Origin of the sequence: Rhizobium sp. BIGb0125 (assembly GCF_024810055.1) — a bacterium.
Classification (GTDB): Bacteria; Pseudomonadota; Alphaproteobacteria; order Rhizobiales; family Rhizobiaceae; genus Agrobacterium.
Window position 1 is genome coordinate 338100 of the sequence record NZ_JANUDV010000003.1, and the last position, 23210, is coordinate 361309.

At 58.2% G+C, this 23210-nt stretch carries 24 protein-coding genes; 6 read left to right on the top strand and 18 right to left on the bottom strand.

Annotation, left to right across the window (positions count from 1 at the left end):
* Window positions 1-7 precede the first annotated feature (7 nt).
* The 3 genes from M2418_RS09870 to M2418_RS09880 all read right to left on the bottom strand — a co-directional run bounded on the left by M2418_RS09870 (window position 8) and on the right by M2418_RS09880 (window position 2841).
* Window positions 8-709: a L,D-transpeptidase gene (locus M2418_RS09870; protein ID WP_259146226.1), complete on the bottom strand. Its 702-nt coding sequence runs from the start codon at window positions 707-709 to the stop codon at window positions 8-10.
* Between the two features lie 102 nt (window positions 710-811).
* Window positions 812-2182 carry an ATP-binding protein gene (locus M2418_RS09875; RefSeq protein ID WP_259146228.1) on the bottom strand — a complete coding sequence of 457 codons (1371 nt, stop codon included), beginning with the start codon at window positions 2180-2182 and terminating at the stop codon, window positions 812-814.
* A complete protein-coding gene (locus M2418_RS09880; RefSeq protein ID WP_259146230.1) occupies window positions 2182-2841 on the bottom strand; it encodes a response regulator transcription factor in 660 nt (219 codons plus the stop codon). The genes M2418_RS09875 and M2418_RS09880 overlap by 1 nt, the downstream gene beginning before the upstream one ends.
* A gap of 129 nt (window positions 2842-2970) precedes the next feature.
* Between M2418_RS09880 and dsbD the strand changes: the two genes are divergently transcribed.
* The 4 genes from dsbD (at window position 2971) to M2418_RS09900 (ending at window position 7101) form a co-directional block, all read left to right on the top strand.
* Window positions 2971-4848 (top strand): protein-disulfide reductase DsbD, encoded by a 1878-nt coding sequence (dsbD, locus tag M2418_RS09885; protein WP_259146232.1) that lies wholly within the window; start codon window positions 2971-2973, stop codon window positions 4846-4848.
* 51 nt (window positions 4849-4899) lie between these two features.
* The gene (locus M2418_RS09890; protein WP_259146234.1) at window positions 4900-5511 is read left to right on the top strand and encodes a DsbA family protein; all 612 of its coding nucleotides are present in this window, start codon (window positions 4900-4902) and stop codon (window positions 5509-5511) included.
* A 48-nt stretch (window positions 5512-5559) separates the two neighbouring features.
* Window positions 5560-6345, top strand: coding sequence for a thiol:disulfide interchange protein DsbG (dsbG, locus tag M2418_RS09895; RefSeq protein WP_259146236.1), 786 nt, complete (start codon window positions 5560-5562; stop codon window positions 6343-6345).
* 120 nt (window positions 6346-6465) lie between these two features.
* A complete protein-coding gene (locus M2418_RS09900; protein ID WP_259146238.1) occupies window positions 6466-7101 on the top strand; it encodes a DsbA family protein in 636 nt (211 codons plus the stop codon).
* Window positions 7102-7239: 138 nt separating this feature from the next.
* Here M2418_RS09900 and M2418_RS09905 read toward each other — a convergent pair whose 3' ends face one another.
* From M2418_RS09905 to M2418_RS09920, 4 genes are all read right to left on the bottom strand, one after another.
* Window positions 7240-7500 carry a DUF982 domain-containing protein gene (locus tag M2418_RS09905; protein WP_192491047.1) on the bottom strand — a complete coding sequence of 87 codons (261 nt, stop codon included), beginning with the start codon at window positions 7498-7500 and terminating at the stop codon, window positions 7240-7242.
* 261 nt (window positions 7501-7761) lie between these two features.
* A complete protein-coding gene (locus M2418_RS09910) occupies window positions 7762-8382 on the bottom strand; it encodes a hypothetical protein (RefSeq protein WP_259146239.1) in 621 nt (206 codons plus the stop codon).
* 15 nt (window positions 8383-8397) lie between these two features.
* Window positions 8398-8772: a VOC family protein gene (locus tag M2418_RS09915; RefSeq protein ID WP_259146241.1), complete on the bottom strand. Its 375-nt coding sequence runs from the start codon at window positions 8770-8772 to the stop codon at window positions 8398-8400.
* Window positions 8773-8987: 215 nt separating this feature from the next.
* The gene (locus tag M2418_RS09920) at window positions 8988-10184 is read right to left on the bottom strand and encodes an MFS transporter (protein ID WP_259146243.1); all 1197 of its coding nucleotides are present in this window, start codon (window positions 10182-10184) and stop codon (window positions 8988-8990) included.
* A 166-nt stretch (window positions 10185-10350) separates the two neighbouring features.
* Here M2418_RS09920 and M2418_RS09925 point away from each other — a divergent pair, with 166 nt between their 5' ends.
* On the top strand, window positions 10351-11232 hold the full coding sequence (locus tag M2418_RS09925) for a LysR family transcriptional regulator (protein WP_259146245.1): 882 nt from the start codon (window positions 10351-10353) through the stop codon (window positions 11230-11232).
* 47 nt (window positions 11233-11279) lie between these two features.
* Here M2418_RS09925 and M2418_RS09930 read toward each other — a convergent pair whose 3' ends face one another.
* Complete coding sequence (locus M2418_RS09930; RefSeq protein ID WP_259146246.1) at window positions 11280-12203, bottom strand: NADP-dependent oxidoreductase; 924 nt, start codon at window positions 12201-12203, stop codon at window positions 11280-11282.
* 67 nt (window positions 12204-12270) lie between these two features.
* On the opposite strand from M2418_RS09930, the gene M2418_RS09935 reads away from it, so the two are divergent.
* A complete protein-coding gene (locus M2418_RS09935) occupies window positions 12271-13107 on the top strand; it encodes a helix-turn-helix domain-containing protein (protein WP_259146248.1) in 837 nt (278 codons plus the stop codon).
* 17 nt (window positions 13108-13124) lie between these two features.
* Here the strand turns inward: M2418_RS09935 and M2418_RS09940 are convergent, their stop codons facing one another.
* The 10 genes from M2418_RS09940 to M2418_RS09985 form a co-directional block, all read right to left on the bottom strand.
* The gene (locus M2418_RS09940) at window positions 13125-14216 is read right to left on the bottom strand and encodes a hypothetical protein (protein ID WP_259146249.1); all 1092 of its coding nucleotides are present in this window, start codon (window positions 14214-14216) and stop codon (window positions 13125-13127) included.
* 115 nt (window positions 14217-14331) lie between these two features.
* Window positions 14332-15900 (bottom strand): histidine kinase dimerization/phospho-acceptor domain-containing protein, encoded by a 1569-nt coding sequence (locus tag M2418_RS09945; protein WP_259146250.1) that lies wholly within the window; start codon window positions 15898-15900, stop codon window positions 14332-14334.
* Window positions 15897-16613: a response regulator transcription factor gene (locus M2418_RS09950; RefSeq protein WP_259146654.1), complete on the bottom strand. Its 717-nt coding sequence runs from the start codon at window positions 16611-16613 to the stop codon at window positions 15897-15899. Before M2418_RS09950 ends, M2418_RS09945 begins: the two co-directional genes overlap by 4 nt.
* 253 nt (window positions 16614-16866) lie before the next feature.
* Window positions 16867-17094, bottom strand: a complete 228-nt coding sequence (locus M2418_RS09955; protein WP_192491059.1) for a hypothetical protein — start codon at window positions 17092-17094, stop codon at window positions 16867-16869.
* A 90-nt stretch (window positions 17095-17184) separates the two neighbouring features.
* Window positions 17185-17499, bottom strand: a complete 315-nt coding sequence (locus tag M2418_RS09960; RefSeq protein WP_259146252.1) for a hypothetical protein — start codon at window positions 17497-17499, stop codon at window positions 17185-17187.
* A 207-nt stretch (window positions 17500-17706) separates the two neighbouring features.
* Window positions 17707-18822 carry a hypothetical protein gene (locus tag M2418_RS09965; protein ID WP_250985419.1) on the bottom strand — a complete coding sequence of 372 codons (1116 nt, stop codon included), beginning with the start codon at window positions 18820-18822 and terminating at the stop codon, window positions 17707-17709.
* 266 nt (window positions 18823-19088) lie between these two features.
* Complete coding sequence (locus M2418_RS09970; RefSeq protein WP_259146253.1) at window positions 19089-19520, bottom strand: VOC family protein; 432 nt, start codon at window positions 19518-19520, stop codon at window positions 19089-19091.
* 142 nt (window positions 19521-19662) lie between these two features.
* Window positions 19663-21204 carry an aldehyde dehydrogenase family protein gene (locus M2418_RS09975; RefSeq protein WP_259146254.1) on the bottom strand — a complete coding sequence of 514 codons (1542 nt, stop codon included), beginning with the start codon at window positions 21202-21204 and terminating at the stop codon, window positions 19663-19665.
* Between the two features lie 12 nt (window positions 21205-21216).
* Complete coding sequence (locus M2418_RS09980; RefSeq protein ID WP_259146255.1) at window positions 21217-22167, bottom strand: NAD(P)-dependent oxidoreductase; 951 nt, start codon at window positions 22165-22167, stop codon at window positions 21217-21219.
* A 90-nt stretch (window positions 22168-22257) separates the two neighbouring features.
* The gene (locus M2418_RS09985) at window positions 22258-23169 is read right to left on the bottom strand and encodes a LysR family transcriptional regulator (RefSeq protein ID WP_192491065.1); all 912 of its coding nucleotides are present in this window, start codon (window positions 23167-23169) and stop codon (window positions 22258-22260) included.
* Between the last annotated feature and the right edge of the window lie 41 nt (window positions 23170-23210).

Sequence of the window (23210 nt, forward strand, 5' to 3'; positions counted from 1 at the left end):
AGGCCCATCAGCCCTTTACGATGATCTTGGCGCCCGGCGTGACGCGCTCATAGAGGTCCATCACGTCCTGGTTCATCATGCGAATGCAGCCGGCCGATACGCCCTTGCCGATGGAGCTTGGATCATTGGTGCCGTGGACACGGTAATAGGTGTCCTTGTTGTCCTTGTGCATGTAAAGCGCGCGTGCACCCATGGGGTTTTTCGGGCCGCCATCCACGCCGTCCTTGTGCGGGCCGTAATGGGCAGGGTTTCTTTTGACCATGTCAGGGGTTGGGATCCAGCGCGGCCATGCGGCCATTCTGGCAATGATGGCCTCGCCACCGTCAAAGGAGCGCGCCACCGGGCCAACGCCAACGGCGTAACGGATGGCCTTGTTGCCGGGCTGGATCAGATAAAGGAAACGGCTGTTCTGATCGACGACGATCGTGCCGGGCTTTTCTTCCGATGGGTAGCTGACGACCTGACGCACATATTGCGGGTTCAGCTTCTGCACATCAATGGCGGGAATTTCAAAACCGCCATCGGTTCTGGCCGCATACATTTGCACCGGGTCACTGCCGACAGATTTCAATGCGTCGTCTTCGGCGCGTTGCCTGACAAGCTGTGGCGTTGGCGCGGAACTGCCGTCGCCTGTGCTGGCACATGCCGACAGCAACAGGGGCAGCGCAATCGCCAACGCCTTGCGAGGAGAGAAGAGAACACGAATCATGGGGGGCCTGCCTAATGCGGATTGGAACTTTCCACGCTTGGCTGACGCCCCCACCTTAACACTGCCTTAAGATTGGTAAAACTAACGCAGCTGTGAACAGCTTCATTCGCCCGGTAGTGTCAAAACGACAACGAAGCCAGTTGTCGCTGCGCGAAAATCCAGCCTGCCGCCCAGCTTTTTCATGGCCATGTCGACAATGGCCAGCCCAAGGCCGCTGCCATCAACCGTTGGGGCGTGGCCGCGTTTGAACCGTTCACGCACACTGGCCTGATCTTCCAAGGCAATGCCCTGCCCGCGATCGATCACCTCGATCTGCATAGCGGCATCAGTGGTTTGAAGGCGGATGGTGACACTGGTGTCTTGCGGCGCATATTGAATGGCATTTTCAATGACATTGCGCAGCGCCAGACGCAGCAGATTGATGTTCCTGACAACCACGTCCTGCTGCACCGGCAGGTCAAAGTCCAGTGACGCCGAACGTTTGCTGCTTAAACCTTCGAGGTCGCAGCGTATGTCCTCCAGCACCCGGTCAAGGCGCGCTACCTCAACCTCGTCGCCACGGTCTGCGGAATCGACCGAGGCAAGGTCGATCAGCTGGCGCACAAGGCGGCCGGTTCTGTCGACGCTGGTCGAGATATGCGCCAGCGCCTTGTTTCTGACGTCCTCCTCATGGCTTTTTAGCGCCACCTGCGCCTGGGTTTTGAGACCCGCCAGCGGTGTCTTCAGCTCATGGGCGGCATAGGCGATGAAGGATTTTTCGCGCTCACGCGCTTCCTCAACCCGCAGGAACAGCGAGTTCAGCGACTTCAGCAGCGGCTTGATTTCGCTTGGCGCATCCTTCTGCTCGATGGCATGTAGCTCATCGGCGGTGCGCATGCCCAGCAAGGTCGCAATGCGGTTGAGCGGCCCCAACCCCTTGCCGACACTGAACCAGATCAACAGCGCCAGAATTGGCAACATGGCAACGGCCGGTACCAGCTGGCCCTTGACGACATCGGCCACCAGTCGGTCGCGGATTTCAAGACTGTCACCGATCAGCACCCGCACATTGAGGCTGGTATTGACCACGGCAAACACCCGCCAGCGCACGCCATCCACTGTCGTTTCACTGAAACCGCTGGTGTTGTCGGTCAGCGCATCATCCGGCGCACTGGCCGAACGGCTGACCAGCTTGCCCTGCAACGACCATATCTGGCAGGACAGCTGTCGGCGGTAATCGCCTTGCACATCAAATGGCGCGTCGGGAGAGCCTAAAGCATCGCTTGCCTTGGTGTCGTCAATGGCGGCGGCCACATCGATATGGTGATCGGTGATCAGTGAACTGACCATGCGCGCGGCTTCCATCAACCGCGCATCCAGCACCCGTTCCACCTGATGCTGCACGCTGAAATAGGTCCACAGCACCGCAAACAGCCACACGGCACCGGTGGTGGCGAGCAGAATGGCAAACAGCCGAAGACGTATCGAGCGCATCAACCCATCCCCAGCCGGTAACCGACGCCACGCACCGTCTCGATGACCGACGGGCCGAGTTTGGCGCGCAGCTTGTGCACATGCACCTCGATGGTGTTGCTTTCGACATCTTCCTGCCAGCCATAAAGCCGCTCTTCCAGCGCCTGTTTGGAATGGATGGCCTGCGGGCTTTCCATCAGGGCATGCAGAATGGAAAATTCCCGCCGCGACAGGCCAATCTCCACGTCGGCGCGGCGCACCAGCATTGAGGCTGGATCAAGCGTCAGGCCACGCAGGCTGATCTCTGCACTGGCGCGGCCGCTAGAGCGGCGGGTGATGGCGCGCAGGCGTGCAGCCACCTCATCCAGATCAAAGGGTTTGCCAATATAGTCATCGGCACCGGCATCCAGGCCGTCAATGCGGTCGCCCACCTCATCCTTGGCGGTCAATAGCAGCACGGGAATGCGGTTTCCGGCCTGGCGAATGCCGCGCAGCACATCCAGCCCCGACCCATCCGGCAACATTCTGTCGAGGACGACGGCATCAAAACGCCCGGTTTCCAGCGCCTCGGTGGCGTCGGCAACCGTGGTCACGCCATCGGCCACAAAACCGCTGAGTTTGAGGCCTTCGCGCAGGCCATCCAGCAGGATCGGGTCATCTTCGACAACAAGTATTCGCAAGTCACGTCTCCGCAAGCGGTCTATTCAACATTTCGTCCGGATTTTTAGTCCGATTTTCACCTTAAGGCTGCCTTAAGCTGCCGGTCGGATCAGTCCTGATAACAAAATGTAGACGAAAGGACATGGTGGATGCGCATATTGGCGTTCACGTTTGCGATGCTGACGCTGGTCGGCATGACACTGGCTGGCCTTGTAACGCCAGCCGTGGCAGTGCAAACACCGCTTGAAATGGATCTGGCCTTCAAGGTGTCCGTGGAGCAGGCAGCGGATAATCGCGCCGTGATCCGCTGGACCATAAATGACGGTTATTATCTGTACCGCGACTACCTCAGTGCCGAAGACAGCGCCGGTAACAAGCTGGAGCTGCAGACCCTGCCCGGCAAGGTCAAGGATGATCCGAATTTCGGCTCGACCGAGATTTATTACGCCACCGCAACGGCCTCGGTGCTCAACGCACCACAGACATTTCGCCTGACCTATCAGGGCTGCCAGGAAGACGGACTGTGTTACCCGCCCACCACCAAGGTGGTGGATATGGCAACGTTGTCACTGGATGGTGATCATGCTGGTAAAGGCCTGTTTTCACAAGGTGGATTTGCAGCGGCAGCCAAGGCGTCGAACGCCTTTTCCAGTGCGACCAGTACCGGCAATGCGACTGTTCGCCCTGATGACAATGGCAGCTTTACGCTGGCGGATGAACATGCCGAAACCGCCATCGACCGTATGCTCAGTGATGGCGGCTTGGCTCTGTTGCTGGCCGGGTTTCTGGGGTTTGGCGTGCTGCTGGCCTTCACGCCTTGTGTTTTTCCCATGTATCCGATCGTCGCCGCCATGCTAGCCCGCGAGGGTGAAAACCTGACGGCACGGCGCGGTTTTACCCTGTCATCGGCCTATGTGCTGGCACTGGCCTGCGCCTTCGGGCTGCTTGGCATGGTCGCGGCATGGTCAGGACAAAATCTGCAGGTGGCGTTGCAGAGCACCACGACGGTGGCCGCCATTGCCATTCTGTTTGTGGTGCTGGCGCTGTCGAATTTCGGTCTGTTCCATTTGCAGCTGCCCGCCTTTATCTCGGCGCGGTTCAGCAAGGGCAAAACAAGGGCCGGCACCGTGCCGGGCGCCATGGCGCTTGGTTTTTCCTCCGCGTTGTTGATTGGTCCCTGCGTGACGGCACCTTTGGCCGGTGCGCTGCTTTACATTGCCCGTACCGGTGACATTGCCATTGGAGCGGCGGCGCTGTTTGCGCTGGGGCTTGGAAAGGGCATTCCACTTGTGATCATGGCGACAGCCAGCGGCAAGGCGCTGCCAAAGGCCGGCATGTGGATGGAAAAGGTGCGCCAGATTTTCGGTTTCCTGTTTCTGGCGACGGCGCTGTGGCTGGCGACACCGCTTCTCCCGCAACCCCTCGTGTTGCTGGGCTGGGCTGTGCTGGCACTGTGCTTCGGGGTGTTTGCCTTTACCGCCGCTAGCGGCACCACCGGTTCCGGTTTCAGCGTGATCTCGCGCAGTGCTGGTCTGGCATCGATCATCTGGGCGGCCCTGCTGTTTGTCGGTCTCGGCCTTGGTGCGAGTGATCCGCTGGCTCCGCTGAAGCCGCTGCTATCAGGCGGTGGCGCACAGAGCGTGGCCAGAATAGAGAAATCGGACTTTGCCAAGGTCAACTCGCTGGCCGATCTTCAAAGCCGTATCGCGTCAGCGCCAAGCAATGAACCGACGCTGGTTTATATCACCGCCGACTGGTGTGTGACCTGCCGCACCATTGAACGTGCGCTGCTGACCAGCCCTGATGTTGTCGACGCGCTTGGCAAGGTCAACCTTGTCAGTCTCGACCTGACGCAGCTTAACGACGACAAACAGGCCATGCTGTCGGCGCTTGGGGTTATCGGTCCGCCGACCATGGTGTTTCTGAACGCCAAACGCCGCGAACCGGCGGCAACCCGGCTGGTCGGCGAATTTTCCGCCAGTGATCTGGCGGCCTCTGCCCGCAAGGCGCGGGAGGACAGTCTTTGAACACACTTTATCAGCACACAATTCTGCACATAACGCAGAAGGAGAATTCCGATGTTGTCACGTCGTGATGTCTTGGCAGGCGGGCTTGCGACTGCCGCAGGTCTGACTTTGCCTGGCGCGCGGGATAGCGCCGCTGCGCAAATGAGCACGAAGGAGATATTCTTCGACAAGGATGCACCGGTGCTTGGCAACCCCAAGGGATCGGTGACGGTTGTCGAATATTTCGATTATCAATGCCCCTATTGCAAAAGCTCCCATGCCGCCTTGAAAAAGGTGGTGGCCACCGATGGCGATGTGCGGTTGGTGCTGAAAGACTGGCCGATCCTCGGGGATGCCTCGGTTTTTGCCGCTCAGGCGGTGCTGGGGGCAGCGCAGATCGGTCACTATGAACCGGCTTTGGAAGCGCTGATGAAAACCAGAGGACGCCTGTCGCAAAGTCAGGTTGAAAAGGCGCTGGCCGGTGTGGGCCTGACGATGGAAATGCTGTCTGCCGCCGTCAATGAAAACAACAGCAAGATTTCCGCATTGCTGGATCGTAATTACAGCCAGGCCCTGTCGTTCAATTTTGTCGGTACGCCGTCCTTTGTCATTGGCAAGGATGTCTATCCCGGTGTTCTCAGTGAAAAGGCACTGAAAGACGCCATCAAACTGGCGCGTGCCTGAGCCGTGATCGGCCGCACGCCCATACTCCAAATCTTGAAAGTAACCTCCATGTCTCGTTTCTCCCTTACCCGCCATCTCATCGTTGTCACCTGCGCGCTTGGCCTGTTGTCAGCCCTGCCCGCCCGTGCCGAAGACAAGGCCGATCTGCCGCCAATCCTGCGCACAATTGAGGGTCAGGGCATCACCATCCTCGGTGAAATGAAGGTGCCGGGTGGCCTGCGGGCCTTTGCCGCCAAGGCCGGTTCACAGCCGCTTGCCATCTATCTGACGCCTGACAATGAACATGTGGTGGTTGGCACGCTGGTTGATGGTTCCGGTCAGGACATGGCCGAAACCCAGCTGAAGGAAATGGTCGAAAAGCCGATCATGGAAGATGGCTGGAAACAGCTGGAACAATCCGCCTGGGTGGCAGATGGCAAGGCCGATGCACCACGCATTGTTTATACCTTCACCGACCCCAACTGCCCCTACTGCAACAAGTTCTGGCAGGCTGCGCGGCCATGGATCGACAGCGGCAAGGTGCAGTTGCGCCACATCATGGTTGGTGTGATCAGGCAGGATTCTCCGGCCAAGGCGGCCGCTATTCTCGAGGCCAAGTCGCCATCTGAGGCGCTGACGGAAAATGAGCTGAAGCATAAAAGCGGCGGCATCAAAGCCCTGTCGAAGATCAGTGACAAGAGTACCGCGAGCCTCAACAGCAATGCCGAGCTGATGACCAGCCTTGGTTTCAACGGCACGCCGGCCATTGTTTTCAAAAAGGATGACGGCAGCATTGGCACCGTTTCCGGCCTGCCTGAGAATGGCGCGTTAAAGATGGTTCTGGGGCCCAAATGAATTATGGGACAAAGCCGAAGTCCGTTGGATAAGGCCATCAAGTGGCTTTATTCATCGCACAACTTCAGGTCATAGATATCTTTGGAAACGTCATATTCAAGCAGGTCAGGACAGATGAACATGAATATAGCAGCGGGTCATATTTCGCGTCGGTTGGTGTTGGGTGCCTGCCTTGCCCTTGGTCTGGCAGCCCCAGTGCTGGCGCAAGGCACTGACGATGCCGTTTTGAAAGGCCTGCTGCCCGACAGCTATATCGGGGCTGACAGTGCACCGGTGTCGCTGATTGTCTATTCCTCGCCAACCTGCAGCCACTGTGTTGATTTCCACGCCAATGAACTGCCGAAGCTGCAGGAAAAGTTTGTCAGCACGGGCAAGCTGAAAATCGCCTACCGCCCCTTCATGCGCAATTCGCTGGATGCGGTCATTTTCATGCTGGCGCATTCGCGGGGTGCAGACAAGTTCGATGAGACCGTCTCGACCTATATGGACAAGTTTGACGAACTGGCCGCCGCACAGGACACCGAACAGGCGGTAAGGTCGATTGCCGAGGGAATGGGCATCGACAAGGCCGGCTTTGACAAGGCCGTGGCCGACCAGCCCTATTTCGACCAGCTGAATGCAGCCACCAAACAGGCGCAGGAAGAGTTCAAGGTGGCGGGCACGCCGACCTTTTTCCTTGACGGTAAACAGCTGGAGATTGCCAGCAGCTTTGAGGAAGTGGGAACTGCCGTGGAAGCGGCCCTGCCGAAGCCCTGATCTCGCGCTCTCAGCGTGATCAAAGAGCCCATCATCGCGGGATTGATTGCCAAAACGACAAATATCCAGCCGCCCTTATGGCGGCCGGTTTATATCCAGTCATGTTGCAAGTGACCAACAGGGTCGGCCCACCGGCAACTATGCGTGGTTTCGCCGTGATGGTGGCGTCAGGTTTGCTTCGCCCGCGGCAAGCATGAACCGCTCACGCGCTTCTTCAGCTGATTTTCTGCCATCCAGTGCGGCGCGGCAAAAACGCCGAGCCTCGACATAGGCCGGTCCGCGTGCATCCGGCCATTCATTGGTCAGAATGGCAAGAGCGGAATATGGGCCATGGACAGTCTGTGTGCCACTATGCGGTGTTTTCACTTCGATTGGGTTGCCCCAAGATAATGTCGGCATCTGTTCCTCCTCCAGAACAAGCCTAAAACGGGGCGGACCGAAAAAGGTTCCGTCCTTTAGCGAGACTATTCTAGCCTCGAGAAACGATTTCGTTAAGCCCCTTCTAATAGGGCTTTGTTTTTATGGTTTCCGGTCGGATTTTCAGGGTGTTTTGGGCGCTGATCAGGCCAAGACGGGCCAAACTTTCGGCGGTTGCGCTGATCGCCTCTTCCCGCGAACGCGGTGCCCACTAAGCTATTTGTCATGGTGGCTATCCGCTCATCAATGTCGGTTCATCCACAGCTGTGCAAGTTCAAAGAAGGTCTTGGATGGTCGACCACCTGTGGCATCCAGCGGCGTTTCATTGTCCGTCGAACTGAACGACTTTCTAATGTCCAGCGCACCGGAAGACGCTTGCTGACAGATAAAATTTGCAGATTGCCGATCTCCGGCGGCGATCCGCTCAATGACTTGCGTCATATGATAGCGATAGGGTTGGTTTGGTGCCTCGGCTGCTATCGCGTCGTTCAGACTATAACCACTCCACAGGCCCGTCTGGCCTCGGCAACGTGCCGCAAGTTCGAGCATTTTGATGGCGACCGTGTCATGCCCATCTGTGTCTGCGATCGTTAAGTGCATCAATGCCGGTGTGTCGCAAGTAAATGCACCAGTAAAATGGAAGCTGGCGGGCATTTTGTCATTGCCTGATATTTGGAGGATCGACCAGAGCAGCTGATCCCAGGCGACAGGTTTAGCTCGGAACTCGATAAAGCCTTTTGAGCCGCGGCGCGGATGCACCGCAAGCACCGAACCATCAAGACGCTTCACGAGGGTGTCGTGTTTTGCCGACCATCCAGAACCTTTTGCCGCTGCACGCACAGCGGAATTCAAATCATCTTTCATAGAGGTCGGTCTATCTCACTTCTTTGCCGGTGTGCGGGCGGTCAGCTTGTTGCCGTCGGGGTCGCGCAGATAAGCGACGAAAGCGCCGTTGGGGCGCTCGGTGGGTGGCGTTTCAATGGAGGTGCCGCCATTGGCAACACCTGCATCATGCCATGCCTGGACGTTGGCAGCTGTTGCGGCCGCAATGCCGATGGTGCCGCCATTGGCGGCTGTTGCCGGTTTGCCATTGATCGGTGTGGTGATCATCAACCGGCTACCGTCATGCAGATATATCAGGCGACCTCTGGCATCCATCTCGCCCGGTTTGCCGCCCAGTGCCGTGAATGTCGCGTCGTAGAAACGTCTGGCCTGTTCCAGGTCATTGCTGCCAATCATGATGTGGGTGAACATGTTTTATCTCCCGTTAACGGCCCGGCGGGCGTGGTGTGAAGCTAACCGCAATCAACCAAGAATTCACTGCGAAAAATCCGCTAGCTGTGCCGGCATCCGTTTCGGGCAGTGCGGATGCCGCATCCAACGAGCTGCGTGAACGCTGGAACAACGGCTGATACCCCTACATGCAAGGCTTGAGCGTTGGCGAACAGCGCTCAAGCCGTTGTGGTTTGCTATGGTTTTGCCGCGACAAAACCGTCGTACTTTGCAGCCGTTGCTAGCCCCAAGGCCGAAAGCAATAACGCCAAGATTGCCCATGGGAATGAGGCTGGGCCGATATGATCAAGCAGCAGGCCGCCCACCAGACCACCACCAGCAATGCCGCAATTCCAGGCCGTCACGAACATGGCCTGCGCTATATCGGTCGCCTCACCCGCCGCCTTGGCCTGCGCGGTCTGGAACAGGGTTGGCGCAGCGCCGACGACACCGCCCCAGATAATCACGGCAACCAGAATGACGGATGGTGACGTGGTCGCAAAGGCGAGCACGAGGGCAATGGTTGCAAATATCAGCAGGCTGCCTAGCACCATCACGCGCAGGTGACGGTCGATGAATGTGCCGGCCAACCACAGCCCGATTATACCAGCGACACCGAACAGCAAAAGCACGAGGTCAACACGCGATGTCAGGCCCGAAGGCTGCAGGAAGGGTGCGATATAGGTGTAGAGAATGTTGTGCGCGACGACGAATATCAACATCGTCGCCAGGATGGCAACAAGGCCTGGAAGCATCAACACATGGCGAATGGACACTTGTTTGCCACGTTGCTGGCCGGGGAAATCTGGCAGCAAGACATAGGCTGACAGCACAAGTGCCAAGGCCAGCACACTCATGCCGCCAAAGGCCAGTCGCCAACCGAATATCGTGCCCAGGAATGTGCCAACGGGTACGCCAAGGGAAAAGGCCAGCGGGCCGCCAATACCGGTAATGGCTATGGCCCGGCCGATGAGATGCGCCGGTGCGATGCGTGCCGCGTAACCGACCAGCAGCGCCCATACCATGCCGCCGAACATGCCCGCGAAAAACCGCGCGACCAGTGTCAGCCAATAGAGATGAGACACCGCCGTAACGGCGTTGACGATGATAAACCCGACCAATGCGGTGAGTAACAGCCCGCGTCGCGGCAACGTCTGGGTCAATGTCATCAAAGGAATGGCCGTCAGCAAAGAGCCGGCCGCATAGGCGGTGACAAGTTGGCCGGACAGGCTGTCGGTTACGCCAAGCCCGCTGCTGATCTGCGGCAACAGGCCGGCGGGCATGACCTCCGTCATTAAGGTGACAAAACCTGCGCAGGCAAGCACCAGCAACTTGCCAAGCGGTAGACTGTGCGGCGGTGCAGCCGGCGATGCGGAGCTGGTTTGTGTCGTCATGCGTTAGAGCCTTTCGAAATTGGGGGGCAGTCCATAACCCTGCCGCAGATGGCGAAAGCGGCACGAGCGATGGGTGGCGGCTAGTTGTAAAGGCTCGTCAGACAAAGAAAAATTCTCTACAATTCACAACACTTTGGAATTTTTGTCGTGCATGGGGGGACGAGTTTTGGACAGTTTTGGTGCGCTCCACGCCTTTGTTCAAGCGGCCGATACCGGTGGTTTTACCGAGGCGGGTCGCAAGCTCGGTGTCACGGCATCGGCGGTGAGCAAGGCCGTGCAACGTCTGGAAGAGCGGCTTGGTGTGCGGTTGTTTCATCGCTCGACCCGCAGCATCACCCTGACCGAGGAAGGGGCGATGTTTCTCAAACGTTGTCGTCATATCCTCAGAGAGTTTGAGGCAGCCGAAACCGAACTGTCGCAGACGCGGCAGGCACCGCAGGGTAAATTACGCCTCAGCCTGCCCTCGATGGGCAGCCTGTTTTTGCAGAAGATTGCCGGGTTCAAACGGCTCTATCCGCGGATCGAACTGGAGCTGGATTTCACCGATCGCGTGGTTGATGTGATCGATGAGGGTTTCGATGCGGTGATCCGAACCGGTGACCATGCCGACAGCCGCCTAATGAAACGCACGCTTGGTTATTACCGCCGGGTGATCATCGGTTCGCCGGGCTATTTTCGCGATGCCGGTATTCCGAAACAACCACAGGACCTCGCCACGCATCCCTGCCTGATCTACCGCTTTGCCACCACTGGAAAGCTGGACAAATGGCCGCTGTCTGATGGCGGGAAACCGGTTCATGTCGAGCTTTTGAACAGCGCCGTCATGAACACGCTCGACCCGCAAATCTGTTTTGCCGAAAATGGTCTTGGCCTTGCCTGCGTTCCGGATCTCGCCGTGCGCAACCAGTTGCAAAGCGGCCGTCTGGTCAGTGTTCTCGATGACTATCTGCCCACGAAAACACAGATCAGCGTCATGTGGCCGACGAGCAAACATCTGTCGCCCAAACTACGCACCTTCGTGGATTTTGCCGCCGAACATCTACCGTGATGATGGGCGGCGGCAATCCCCTCGCCGCGCCCGATCAGGTATGCCGTCTAGAGCTGGCCGATGACATCAAGCACGATCTTGCCACGGGTGCGCCCGGCCTCGGAGAGATCAAAGGCCTGTTTGATCTCGGCAAGCGGCAGCACGGTTGCGACGGTGGGCTTCAGTTTCCCTGCTTCGACCAGTTCGCGGATCGACACCAGTTGTTGTGCATTGGCTTTGCAGAAAACGCGGGCAGCGCCAACACCATATCTGTCTGCCTCATCGGCGGGGAACGCCACGGCGGTGACCAGAAAACCGCCCTTCTTCAGCGGCAGGAACGCCTTGTCAAAGGTGTCGCCGCCCATCGTGTCGAACACCACATCGATATCTTTGGTCATGGTGTCAAACGGTTGGCTTTTGTAATCAATGAACTGATCTGCGCCGAGGCTGCGGATATAGTCTTCATTGCGGGCTGATCCCATGGCGGTGACATGCGCGCCCTTGGCCTTGGCAAGTTGCACGGCAAGCGAACCGACACCGCCAGAACTGTTTGTTATCAATAGCTTCTGGCCGCTCTGAAGTTTGGCGAGATCAAACATCGCCTGCCATGCGGTCAGCGCGCCGAGCGGTATGGCGGCACTTTCCATGAAATCGAGATTGGCCGGTTTGTGGGCAATGTCGTCCGCCCTGGCAATGGCATAATCTGCAAAACCGCCGGTCGGGATAATGCCATAGACCGCATCGCCCGGTTTGAAGTTGCTGACGGCATCGCCGCATTCTTCGACAGTGCCGGCAATTTCGCCACCAAGATGAATGGGCAGCGACAGGCCCATGCGCTGGCCAAGGCCGCCACGGATTTTCCAGTCGACGGGATTGACGCCTGCGGCGTGGACCCTGACCAGAACCTCACTTGGCCCCGGCACCGGGCGATCAACGTCGGTATACTCGACCACGTCATTATTGCCGTATTGTCTGATGACAACCGCTTTCATCTCTCGTTCCTCATTTCGGGTGCTTGTGCCGCTGGGCTTTGCACGCGCTCGACCTTTGATACTGGCCATGATAGACCAACGGCTTGGCGATGTGACGCCAATCCGCATCGCGCAAAGGCCAAACCGGATGCACAAACCGCCCTTTACCCTGCACCGTGGTTTCAAACAGCGTGGCATGGGCATGCCGACCCACACCCATGAAGAAGCGCAGCTGACCTTTGCCGCATCGGGCATGGTGCAGGTGTTGACGGAGGCCGGTCGCTGGCTGGTGCCGCCGCAGCTTGCCGTGTGGATACCGGCCGGCGTTTCACATCGGGTCGAGGTGCTGACCGATGCTGAACTGTGGATGGTCAACTGGGAACCAGTGGTGGCCGAGGCATGGGCGCCGCCAACCCAGTTGGACCGACCGTTTACGCTGCGGGTGACGCCGCTGATGCAGGCGCTGCTTGACGCTGCCTTTTCCGACACCACCGGGCCGGACAAGGTTGAACTGGTCGCAAGGCTGATGCTGCATGAACTGACCGAGACGGCGCACGCCCCGACCTTTCTGCCCCTGCCCGTCAGCCAGATTGGCAAACGGGTGGCGGATCTCGCCTTCGAGGACCGCCGGAACGCGATGAACATCGATGAGTTGGCGGCACGGGCGGCAACTTCGGTGCGCACGGTCAGCCGGCTTTTCCCGGAGGAAACCGGCATGACGCTGAAATCCTGGCGGCAGCGTGCCCGCATCGTGCAGGCCATGGACCAGCTGGGCCGAGGTTATGCCATTGCCCGCGTTGCCAGTGAGTTCGGCTTTTCCAGCACAGCGTCATTCTCCTGCGCCTTCCGGCAGGTCACGGCCATGACACCGACGATGTTTCTGGATTATCCGGGCTTAGCGCGGCCTGCCATCACCGGTCAGTGACTGCCGTCTTCGTGCGGTCACTGACCTCCTTGGATATTCTTATATTCTGCGAAACAGGGCAGCACGTCCTCTTCGAAATAGGGCTGCTGGTTGACCCAGAACATGTAGTTCACTTTGAGAAAATCTGCCGCGAAGGCGTGCAGCATCGGTACGAGATTTTTGCGCTTCTTGACGACCTTTTCAGTGCCGGTTTCGCCGATGTAATTGCCATCCTGCACGGCAATGCCAAGCGGTACCGTGAAGCTGTTCTCATGCATCATGGCAAGCGCGTGGTTCAGCTGGTTCTTACGGGTTACCATTAGGTCGGGTGCACCAAGGCCAACGCCGATCTGGTTGCCAAAGTCGTAGATGCCGCGCAGATAACCCTTGTCGTCCCACGGCAACCACTCATCCGGCATGAAGTTGGCATAGATCATGGTTGTCGATTTCGGGAATGCGGTCTTCAACGCCTGCATGTTGGCTTTAATGCCCTCAATGTAACGCGCGGCCGAGAAGGAATGATCGGACTTGGCGGTGACGCCAATTGCGGTTTCCTGCAGGTTTACGCCTTCAATGCGGCCATCGAATTCCTTGCCGAGTGCCAGCAACAGGCGCTCGAAGCGCGCATGAACAGCGTCGTTCCAGCGTTTGGCCACCCAGCCCTCAAGCTTGCCGTCATCGGTATATTGGCCGGTAACGCCACCGTCGAATTTGTCTGTCAGCAGGTAGTTCGGCACCGGCTTATATTCGGGGGAGAACGACGCATCCTGCAGCTGGATGAACAGCTTCTTGCCATGTTGGGCAAGGTAATCGACATCGGCCTTGATGTCGGAAAAGTCATATTGACCTTCGCTTGGTTCAAGGTTGCGCCAGGAATACATGATCTGTGCGCCGGAAAAGCGTGTGTTGGTCAACAGCGGATGGCCCTGGATTGCTTCACGGTCGCGGCTGAAATAGACGAAATTGTTGATGCCATCCGGTTTCACCGGGCATGTCGCCTTTGAATATGGCTCAGAGGCTTTCAGATAACGATTGGCGATGTTGTCAGCGGCGCTGGCAGGCGTGGCGATAAGGGCAGATAGTGGCGAGGCAAGCGCAATGGCAAGGCCAATCAGGAGCTTTACGTTCATTGGTTTTCCTATCGAATGAGCAGGCTTTGTGGTGCCTGCCTGGCCTGTCTAGCGTGCATCGCCCGCTGGTTCGCCTGTGGTGTCGTGCAGCATTGGTGCAGATTGTGTGCAGAGGTCAGTCGCTTGGAAAGTCTATCTCGAAGCGTGCGCCCTCTTCTTGGCGCACCGGACGCAGCGTTGCGCCGTAAAGATCCAGAATGGCAATGACGATGGCAAGCCCTAAGCCTGTGCCGCCCTCTTCGCGCCGCGTTGTGAAAAACGGTTGGCCAAGCTGGGTCAGATCAACGTCGGCAAATCCGCGACCATTGTCGGTAATGATCAGTTGTCGGCCATTCCAATGCAACAACAGCCTGTCGGCACCGTGGTGGCGGGCATTTTGCGCCATGTGGGACAGAATGGTGCGGCCATGCAGCAGTGAAAGCGGCAGCGTCGCCTGCCCGTCATTGACGGATATTTCCAGGCCATCTTCCGCTGGTAACATCTGGGATAAGCGGGTTGCCCCATGGCTGGATTGACCTGAAACCTGCTGCCGTGCCCGTGTTATTTCCCGCAACTGGTCCAGCAGTCTGGTCATGCGCTCGCCCTGCTCGCGGATTGTGGCGGCCAGCGCACGCTGGGTTTCCGGTGGCAGGTCGTCGTCTTCAAGCAGTTCGGCGGCCCCGACGATGGAGGTGACCGGCGATTTAAGCTCATGCGTGACATGATTGGTGTAGATGGCAATTTCTTTGGAGCGTTGTGACAGGCTGCCGGCCATGGTCAGCAATGCGTCACCCAGTTGCGCTATTTCGGCAATGCCGTAATGGGCAAGCGGCGCAAGATCGGTATCATCACCATTTGCAACCCGCCGCGCCTGATCGCGCAGAGCCAGCAGCGGCCGCAGCACAGCCCACACCAGAAACGACCCGATGATCAGCGCACCGAGCACCGTCACCGCGGCCAGCGTGATGAAGGCGGTTGCCTCCTGCGAGGAATAGTTTTCAAGCGGCCGCGGCGTGCGCGAAATATAGACCGCGCCAATTACCCGGTTGGCGCTGATGACGGGGTATGTGATCAACACACGAAAACCCGTGCCGCGGCTGACGGATAAAAACGGCCAGCGGGCATCGGCATCGCTGCGCCAGCGAAGTGCTGCACCCACCTCGCCCCGCAGTGCCTTTTCGACCTCTGGCACACTGGCAAAGCTCATCGGTGTGGCCGCTTGCAGATCAAGCCCCTGAAAATCCACAAACACCACGCTTGAAAGCGTCGTGCGACCGGCCCGTTCCGCCAAAGTCTTCAGTCCGTCTGCTATCTGCCGGTAGCGTGGACCCAGCGTCTTGTCGGTTTCCATCGCATCCGGCCGGGTCGGTTCAATGGTGTTGACGCGCAGATCCAGCAGCGAATTGAAGGTGCGTGCTTCGGCATTCCAGAAAACGCGCATTGGCGGCGGCAGGTAGTAACCCGGCGTGGCGGTGTCGCCTTCTGTCCTTGTGGCCTCAAAGGCCTGCGCATAGGCACCAGCATAGATGGCGGCCTGCTTGAGCAAGGCGGATTCTGTCTCGCGCATGAACCAGTTGGTCCCAAGTTGCAGGGCAAAAATTGCCACGGACGGCACGGCCAGCAGGCTGGCGCAGACCAATGTCACGACCAGTGCCATGCGCGGACGCCACTTGTGCGGCACACGGCTGACCAGCGGCCTTGTCATGTGTTTTGCCCATTCGGGCCAATTGTGCAGGGACCAAGCCGCAGGCCGACACCGCGTACCGTCTCGATGATGTCTGCGTAACCAAGAGCGGCGGCTTTTGCCCTGATGTTCCTGACATGGCTGTCAAGTGTGCGGCCGGACAGGCTGGAATTGTTGCCATAGGCCTGGTTGATCAGCATGTTGCGATCCAGAACGAAACCCGGCCGAGCCAGCAATATGCTGAGGACTGCAAATTCGGTTGCTGTCAGGTCAAGTGCCTGGTGGCGCAATGTGCAGGCATGGCGGTTGAGATCAACCACCAGATCGCCATGACTTATGACTCGGGGGCTGACGACGTGGTCCTGCACGGGCCTGACCCGTGCCAATATTGCCTTGATGCGCAGCACCAGTTCGCGCGGCGAAAAAGGTTTGGTCACGTAATCATCTGCACCCAGTTCGAAACCCAGCACGCGGTCTATTTCGTCATCCTGCGCGGTCAAAAACAGCACCGGCACGTTGGAATTTGCGCGGATGGCGCGGCAACAGGCAAAACCATCCATGTCGGGCATGCCGATATCAAGCACAACCAGATCACAATGATTTTCAGCGATTGCCTGCAGCGCGCCGCGTCCATCGCGGGCGTCCGCCACAGTCATGCCCGCCTTTTCCAGCGTCACCCGTACCACCGAGCGGATGGCGGGATCGTCATCGACAATCAAAATGTCCGGCTTCATCATGCCTCCCGGAACGCGTATTTATAGAGGCATCGCTGCCAGTGCGCCTGATATAACAGGCCGCCTTGCCGCTGGCGAGTTTGAAGGATGGTGCTTTGCTGTTTCAGCGGGTTAGCAGGACTGCGCTATGCAATTACCCGTCAAAACCAAAGGGCGGCGCATGAAATGCCCCGCCCCTTGTCTCAAAATGTTTGTGCTAAAATAGTCTGAAGCGTTTCCAGCGAAACCGGTTTCCAACTTCGCTGGAGATTCTCTAGTGATGCGAGGCGATCTCGTTCAGGCCCTTGTGACGCGCCATGGCGTTTTGCAGGTCCTGGAGGTTTCTGTTGCCCTCACGGTAGAGATTGAGGCAGATCTCGGCGGCTATGCTGACATCGGGATCATCCTTTGCCAGCGCATAATGACTGCGCCATGCCTGCAATGCAGTCTCGATGATTTTAAAATCCTTGGGTCCAAATGTGGTTTCCAGGAAGGACGACATTTTACTGCTATCTCCACGACGCGCGGGTCAAAAGCCGCTGTGTCGCACTGCCAATGATATGTTGTTGCTTAATCCGTGATGGCATTCAAATTACCGACGGCGGTTGGGAAGCGAAAAGCGGTGGCCAAGCTGGGCGGCAATCATCGGTACTGCTGTCGCGCCGGCGGCACCCAACCGGAAACGGTCTACAATGCGACCAAGCACGAAGGTTGCAGCGACCGTTGCAGCAATGCGCATCCAAGGGCGATCCTGGCCGATGGCGAGAAAGGATTCCGGTTCTTTGCGGGATTTCAGCGTGGCAAGCTGCTTGCTGAGGTCTGCTACCTGCTTTTGCAGCTGGGCAATTTCGCTCTTCAACTGCGTAGGGGTGAGTGATTTGGCTCGGGTTGTTGTCGTGGTTTTCATCCCTAATTCCTTTACCTTGAGTACGTAAGCGAAACAGCGAAAGCGGCAAGAAGTTCCACACGCTGCGGTATATGTTGGCTTGACGCTACTGGTCCGCTTGATGTTGCCGTCTGCGTGGCCAGGTGTTCGATCTGGCCAGGGGATCAGCGAGCGACAGCCCCCGCCTCACATGTGAGACAGGGGCTGCCTTCTTCAGGGGGAGCTTGGTTACTTTCTGTAGGCGAGACCACCCCAGATGCGACCTTCGTCGCGGTGACGACCACCGTGGACGGCACCAATGTAGGCGGCAACCGCTGCAACAAGGGCAGATGCACCCAGCAGGAAGGCTGTGAGAATGCCGGTGATACGGGCCTTCTCGGCAGCATCAGCTGCTGCAGTCTTGGCATCTTCGACGGCTTTTTCTGCCTGTGCCCGGACTTCAGTCAACTGTTTCTGGGCTTCGTCGATCTTGGCCTGCGCTTCGGTACGCACCGTCTTTACACGCTCTACTGTTTCGGCAACGCGAACTTCTGCATCGGTTGGGCTAAGACCTGTGCGGGCAACGATCTGGTTTGTCAGCCAGATGCGGTCACCATCACTGATTTCACCTGTCGACAGCAAAGTGCCGAGGATACCGCTGACCTGACGCTGGGTGTAGGCCATGTTCTGGGTATCATCCATCTGTGAAATCTGCGGGTCTGTGCGCAACAGAACATCAGTGAAGTAGTCAACCGGGTTGGCCTTGAAGCCGCCTGGCAACATGTCGTTGACCGTAGGGGCTGCAGCCTGACCAACGCCCTGTGCAACACCGCCAACTGCACTGCCTGCACCGGAAATGACGCCACCGGCAAGCTGTCCAGCACCCTGTGCCGCGCCGCCGACTGCTGAGCCGGTTGCTTCGATTGCGGTGGCTGCAACATTGCCTGCTGCCTTGACGCCGCCAGACACCAGACCAACCGCCAGAAGCGTTGAAATGATGGTGCCGATGCCCCAGACTACCAGACCATTGATGCCATCACGGAAGGTCAGTTCATCGCGCGATGTCTCTACAGATGGGTGACGCATGCGCCCGGTTACGTAACCGCCCAGCATGTAAGAGCCAACCATGGAGATAATGACGAACAATGCCGTCAGTACCAGCCATACTGTGCTGATATCGCCGCCATCATCAGCCGTGATGGAGCTAAGTCCCAAAGCGCCAGCAAACGTCGTCAGAACGGCCATGGAGCCGGACGCGATGACGGCGCCAGCAAAAATGGCTGGCCAATCGACATAGCTACGGTTTGGCGTTTCCACCGGGGGAGTTCCCACTGCGGGAGTTTCAACAATGGTGTGATCGGTCATCAGCGTAGTCCCAGGAACGAGAGAATGAACATGACGATAACAACGAGGCCGACTAGATAGATAATGGAGTTCATAGGGTTATCTCCTCTCCTGAACGAGCCTGACCCTCCGCTTGGAAGGCGGATCGCGAACAATTGAAGTGCGAGCAATTCGCTCCCTGCCTAAACTCCCAGATGGTGAAAAGGTTTCAGCATTGTTCAAAAATGCGTGACTGTGCGTGATGACTGACCGTCATTGTCCGCTATCAGACAAAACGTGCTGACATCCTAGAAGTCGATGACAACAGATGGAGCACTGCGTTTTGCCTCACCGTGGAAGACGGCTTCAATATTATTGCCGTCAGGATCAAGCACGAAAGCGGCGTAATAACCGGGATGATAATTCTCGCGCTCGCCGGGCGCGCCATTGTCCTGCCCGCCATGGTCAAGTGCTGTTTTGTAAAACGCATCCACCGTGGCGCGGTCCTTGGCCTGAAAGGCCAGATGGTGCCGGCCGGTCAACACACCGAGTGCCGCCGGACTTTTGGCTGAAGATACGACCAGTTCGTCGGCCCAGAAAAAATCCTCTGCCGTTTCGACAACCGGAATGTCGAGTACAGCAAGAACGGCGGTGTAAAAATGCTGGCTGACCTTCAGGTCACGCACGACAAGCTGGATATGGTCGATGAGCCGACCGCGATGCAGTTGGTTGGTTTCCATGCTCATTCCCACCTGTTTGTTATCCTGGCCATAGAGAATGCGGCATCAGGGCGTATCCGGCAAGGTGAAAGAGTTGGGCCTGAAACAGAAACGGGCCTGAAACAGAAACGGGCCGGAATGACCGGCCCGCACTGTCTTAATTTTATCCGGCGAAATAACCGAAGGTGATCACCGGGTCTGCTGCGGTTTCCACCCAGATGCTCTTGGTCTGGGTATAGGCCAGCAGCGCGTCGCGACCGCTGGAGCGGCCATAACCGCTTTTGCCAAAGCCACCGAATGGCGACATGACACTGATCGTCTTGTAACCGTTGATCCAGAAAGTACCGGCACGTACCTGCGAGGCGACGCGGTGGGCGCGGGCCACATTCTGTGTCCACACGGCACCGGCCAATCCGTATGGATTGTCATTGGCCAAGGCGATTGCTTCTTCTTCGCTGTCGAATGGTGTGACACCAACCACCGGGCCAAACACCTCTTCCTTTGACAGTGTTGCCTGTGGCGCGACATTGTCGAGAATGGTCGGAGCGAAATAATATCCGCCCGTTGCTTCCAGTTCTGATGGTTTGCGGCCGCCGGTGGCAAGCGTTGCGCCTTCCTTGAGGCCGGTTTCGACCATTTCACTGATCTTGTTCCACTGGCGCAGGTTGTTGATCGGGCCGATCTGGGTGGTGTCCAGGAAGGGGTCGCCAACCGGAATGCGCTGGGTGGCCTCGGTATATTTCTCGACGAATTTCTGGTGGATGGAGCGGTGCACCAGAAGGCGCGAACCGGCCACGCAGCTTTGGCCGGCACCGCCGAAAATGGCAGACTGCGCACCGAGAATGGCGCGGTCGATATCGGCATCGTCAAACACGATATTGGCGGATTTGCCACCGAGTTCCAGAATGCATGGCACGACATTCTTGGCGGCTTCTGCCGCGATGATCGAACCGGCAAAGGCCGAACCGACAAACACCACAAGTCCCGTCTGCGGGTGGGCAATGGCGGCCTGACCGGCCGTGGTGCCCTGCCCGGCAATAACATTGACCAGACCGCGCGGTGCGCCGCCCTTTTCGCACAACACACCCAACAGAATGGTGCTGAGTGGTGTCAGTTCCGATGGCTTGATGACCACGGCATTGCCAGCGCAGATGGCCGGCGCAATTTGCCAGCCGCCGGTGTTGAGCGGCGCATTCCACGGGGTGATCTGCACCACAGTGCCAATTGGCTCATTGCGGGTGTAGTTGAGGTGGGTTGTGGGCACGGGAATGACATCGCCATGCAGCTTGTCGCACCAGCCGGCATAATATTCGAACATTTCGGCGACCTTGGTCACCTCGCCCCTGATATCGCGGATCGGGCGGCCGGCAGAGCGGCTTTCCACCTCGGCAATCACGGCGGCATTGGCGCGGATCTGGCGGGCGATTTCAAACATCACCCGGCCACGGCCAGAGGCCGTCAGCTTCATCCACTCCTTCTGGGCGGTGGCTGCAGCATCCATGGCGGCATTGATGACCGACTTGTCGGCATCCTTGTACTGCGCAAAAACCTTGCCGGTGGATGGGTCTGTCAGCGCCAGTTCGGTGCCGGAGCCGGTGATGAATTCGCCGCCGACGAAGCTGGCAATGTCTTGCGTGCCAGTGATGGTTTTGTAGATTTCGCGGATGCGGGCGCCGGGCTCATTTGTCATGTTCAGATTATCCATTGATATCGCTCCTTAATTGCCTGCTGCCTTGAAGGCGCCCATACGTGTGAAATCATCGCCGTCCGTAAACTCGGTGGTTCCGGCCCACAGGTTGGCAACGGTTTGTGCGACAGGCAGATCGGCGCCGGTGCTGGCGGCCAGCTCACTGGCAAGGCGCACGTCCTTGCGCATCAGACCCATGGAAAAACCGCTGTCGAAGCGGCCGGACATGACCCAGGTGGGGAAATGCACTTCCGAGATCATCGAACGGCCGGACGCAGCATTTACGACGCGCAAGGCAGCTTCGGGATCAATACCGCCGGCCAGCGCCAGTTTCAGGCCCTCGCGGGTGGTGACCATGTGGGCTGCGGCCAGCATGTTGTTGACCAGCTTTGCCACGTTGCCAGCGCCGCTTGCGCCAACATGCAGTGCCTTGGAGGCCATGGTTTCAATGGCAGGGCTGGCCAGTGCCACGTCTTCGGCCGTGCCACCAATCATCATTGTCAGTTTGCCGGATGCTGCACCGGCCGGGCCGCCGCTGACCGGGGCATCGAGAAAGCCATGACCAAGGGCGCTCAGGCGCTTTGCAAGCTCACGGCTGACATCCGGCTCGGACGTGGAGGTGTCAATAATGACAACCTTGCTGCCCTGGCGTGCTTCCAGCGCATCGACATGGTCATTGACCACACCGGCCACATCCTTGGCGGTGGGCAGGGAAAACACCAGAAAATCACATTTTTCAAACAGTTCGCGGATGGCGGTAACTGGCACGATGCCGGACTTTTCCGCCAATGCGCGGCGCTCTGCCGACAGGTCAAAACCCAGCGTGACAAACCGCGCCACCAGGGTTTGCGCCATGCCCAACCCCATGCTGCCAAGGCCGACAACCCCGACCGTTTGCCTGTTTTCTTCTGACATTATTCCACCTCGTTTATCCGTTTTTCGCCGCTTGTGCGGTCGATCCGTCGGCAAAGAGGCTGTCATCAAACAGGGCGTTACGGTAGTTGGGCAACCGGGAACAAAGTGTTGCCGGTGAAGCAACACGGGGATGGAAATCAGGCTAAGAGGACGGTGTTATTGCTGGAAAGCGGCCATTTCGGCGGCCAGAAAACTGCTGAGACGTTCCACCGAATTTGGCAGGCGGCGACGGGCCTTGACCATGAGGTGGGCACTGGCCTGCACCAGAAGCGGGTCATTCAGTTCCACAATGCCAAGTGCGCCGCGGTTCAGTTCTGTCGAGACGGCAAAGCGCGGCAGGAAGGTCACGCCAAGGCCCGCCATGACAAAACGGCGCAGCACGTCAATCGACGGCGTGTCGATGAGTGGTGCGACCGCAATGCCGTGGTCGACAGCGACGCGCGACACCAGCTGGGTGACGCCATGGCCCTTGATCAGCAGCGAATAGGGAGACTGTGTCATGCACTGCGCCAGCGACACCGACTGTTCTTTCAACAGCGGATGGTCGAGCGGCGCAACAAGGCACAGCGGCTGGCGGGAAATGGCCAGCGAACGGATGCGGGTATCGATGACGGGATTATAGGCAATGCCGATATCGACATCGCCATTGGCGACCTCGTCCTGCACCTGATCGGTGCTGCCAAGTTTCAAGTAATAGCTGATGCCGGGATAGACTTTCACGAATTTCGACAGTGCGTGTTCGATAAGGTCGCCCAGAAACCCCTCGCCGCAGCAAATGCGCACCCGCGCCTGCTGGATGCCGCGCAGCTGGTCCAGCTGTTCGGCCAGCACGCCGCTGTCTTCCAGCACACGCTGGGCATGTTCATAAACCAGCCCGCCAGCATCCGTTAGGCCCACACCACGGCTGGTACGGTCAAACAGCGGCAGGCCGACGTTCTTTTCGGTATCGGCTATCTGTCGGCTGACGATAGAGGCGGCCACGCCGAGATGATCGGCGGCACTTCTGATCGATCCGCAGCGGACGACCGCGATGAACATGCGCAAGGCTTTTGCGTCTAGCGTTTCCATAAGTGTATTTTCGTCAAAACGTTAGGCCAGTCAACGTAGGA

Excerpts from the sequence above, each read along its gene's own strand:
- dsbG (WP_259146236.1), top strand. The coding sequence starts at position 5,560 with ATGTCTCGTTTCTCCCTTACCCGCCATCTCATCGTTGTCACCTGCGCG.
- M2418_RS09915 (WP_259146241.1), bottom strand. The coding sequence starts at position 8,772 with ATGTTCACCCACATCATGATTGGCAGCAATGACCTGGAACAGGCCAGA.
- dsbD (WP_259146232.1), top strand. The coding sequence starts at position 2,971 with ATGCGCATATTGGCGTTCACGTTTGCGATGCTGACGCTGGTCGGCATG.
- M2418_RS09965 (WP_250985419.1), bottom strand. The coding sequence starts at position 18,822 with ATGACCGATCACACCATTGTTGAAACTCCCGCAGTGGGAACTCCCCCG.
- M2418_RS09920 (WP_259146243.1), bottom strand. The coding sequence starts at position 10,184 with ATGACGACACAAACCAGCTCCGCATCGCCGGCTGCACCGCCGCACAGT.
- M2418_RS09960 (WP_259146252.1), bottom strand. The coding sequence starts at position 17,499 with ATGAAAACCACGACAACAACCCGAGCCAAATCACTCACCCCTACGCAG.
- M2418_RS09955 (WP_192491059.1), bottom strand. The coding sequence starts at position 17,094 with ATGTCGTCCTTCCTGGAAACCACATTTGGACCCAAGGATTTTAAAATC.
- M2418_RS09975 (WP_259146254.1), bottom strand. The coding sequence starts at position 21,204 with ATGGATAATCTGAACATGACAAATGAGCCCGGCGCCCGCATCCGCGAA.
- M2418_RS09950 (WP_259146654.1), bottom strand. The coding sequence starts at position 16,613 with ATGAAGCCGGACATTTTGATTGTCGATGACGATCCCGCCATCCGCTCG.
- M2418_RS09930 (WP_259146246.1), bottom strand. The coding sequence starts at position 12,203 with ATGAAAGCGGTTGTCATCAGACAATACGGCAATAATGACGTGGTCGAG.
- M2418_RS09980 (WP_259146255.1), bottom strand. The coding sequence starts at position 22,167 with ATGACAGCCTCTTTGCCGACGGATCGACCGCACAAGCGGCGAAAAACG.
- M2418_RS09940 (WP_259146249.1), bottom strand. The coding sequence starts at position 14,216 with ATGAACGTAAAGCTCCTGATTGGCCTTGCCATTGCGCTTGCCTCGCCA.
- M2418_RS09905 (WP_192491047.1), bottom strand. The coding sequence starts at position 7,500 with ATGCCGACATTATCTTGGGGCAACCCAATCGAAGTGAAAACACCGCAT.
- M2418_RS09875 (WP_259146228.1), bottom strand. The coding sequence starts at position 2,182 with ATGCGCTCGATACGTCTTCGGCTGTTTGCCATTCTGCTCGCCACCACC.
- M2418_RS09910 (WP_259146239.1), bottom strand. The coding sequence starts at position 8,382 with ATGAAAGATGATTTGAATTCCGCTGTGCGTGCAGCGGCAAAAGGTTCT.
- M2418_RS09985 (WP_192491065.1), bottom strand. The coding sequence starts at position 23,169 with ATGGAAACGCTAGACGCAAAAGCCTTGCGCATGTTCATCGCGGTCGTC.
- M2418_RS09935 (WP_259146248.1), top strand. The coding sequence starts at position 12,271 with ATGATAGACCAACGGCTTGGCGATGTGACGCCAATCCGCATCGCGCAA.
- M2418_RS09890 (WP_259146234.1), top strand. The coding sequence starts at position 4,900 with ATGTTGTCACGTCGTGATGTCTTGGCAGGCGGGCTTGCGACTGCCGCA.
- M2418_RS09970 (WP_259146253.1), bottom strand. The coding sequence starts at position 19,520 with ATGGAAACCAACCAACTGCATCGCGGTCGGCTCATCGACCATATCCAG.
- M2418_RS09900 (WP_259146238.1), top strand. The coding sequence starts at position 6,466 with ATGAATATAGCAGCGGGTCATATTTCGCGTCGGTTGGTGTTGGGTGCC.
- M2418_RS09870 (WP_259146226.1), bottom strand. The coding sequence starts at position 709 with ATGATTCGTGTTCTCTTCTCTCCTCGCAAGGCGTTGGCGATTGCGCTG.
- M2418_RS09945 (WP_259146250.1), bottom strand. The coding sequence starts at position 15,900 with ATGACAAGGCCGCTGGTCAGCCGTGTGCCGCACAAGTGGCGTCCGCGC.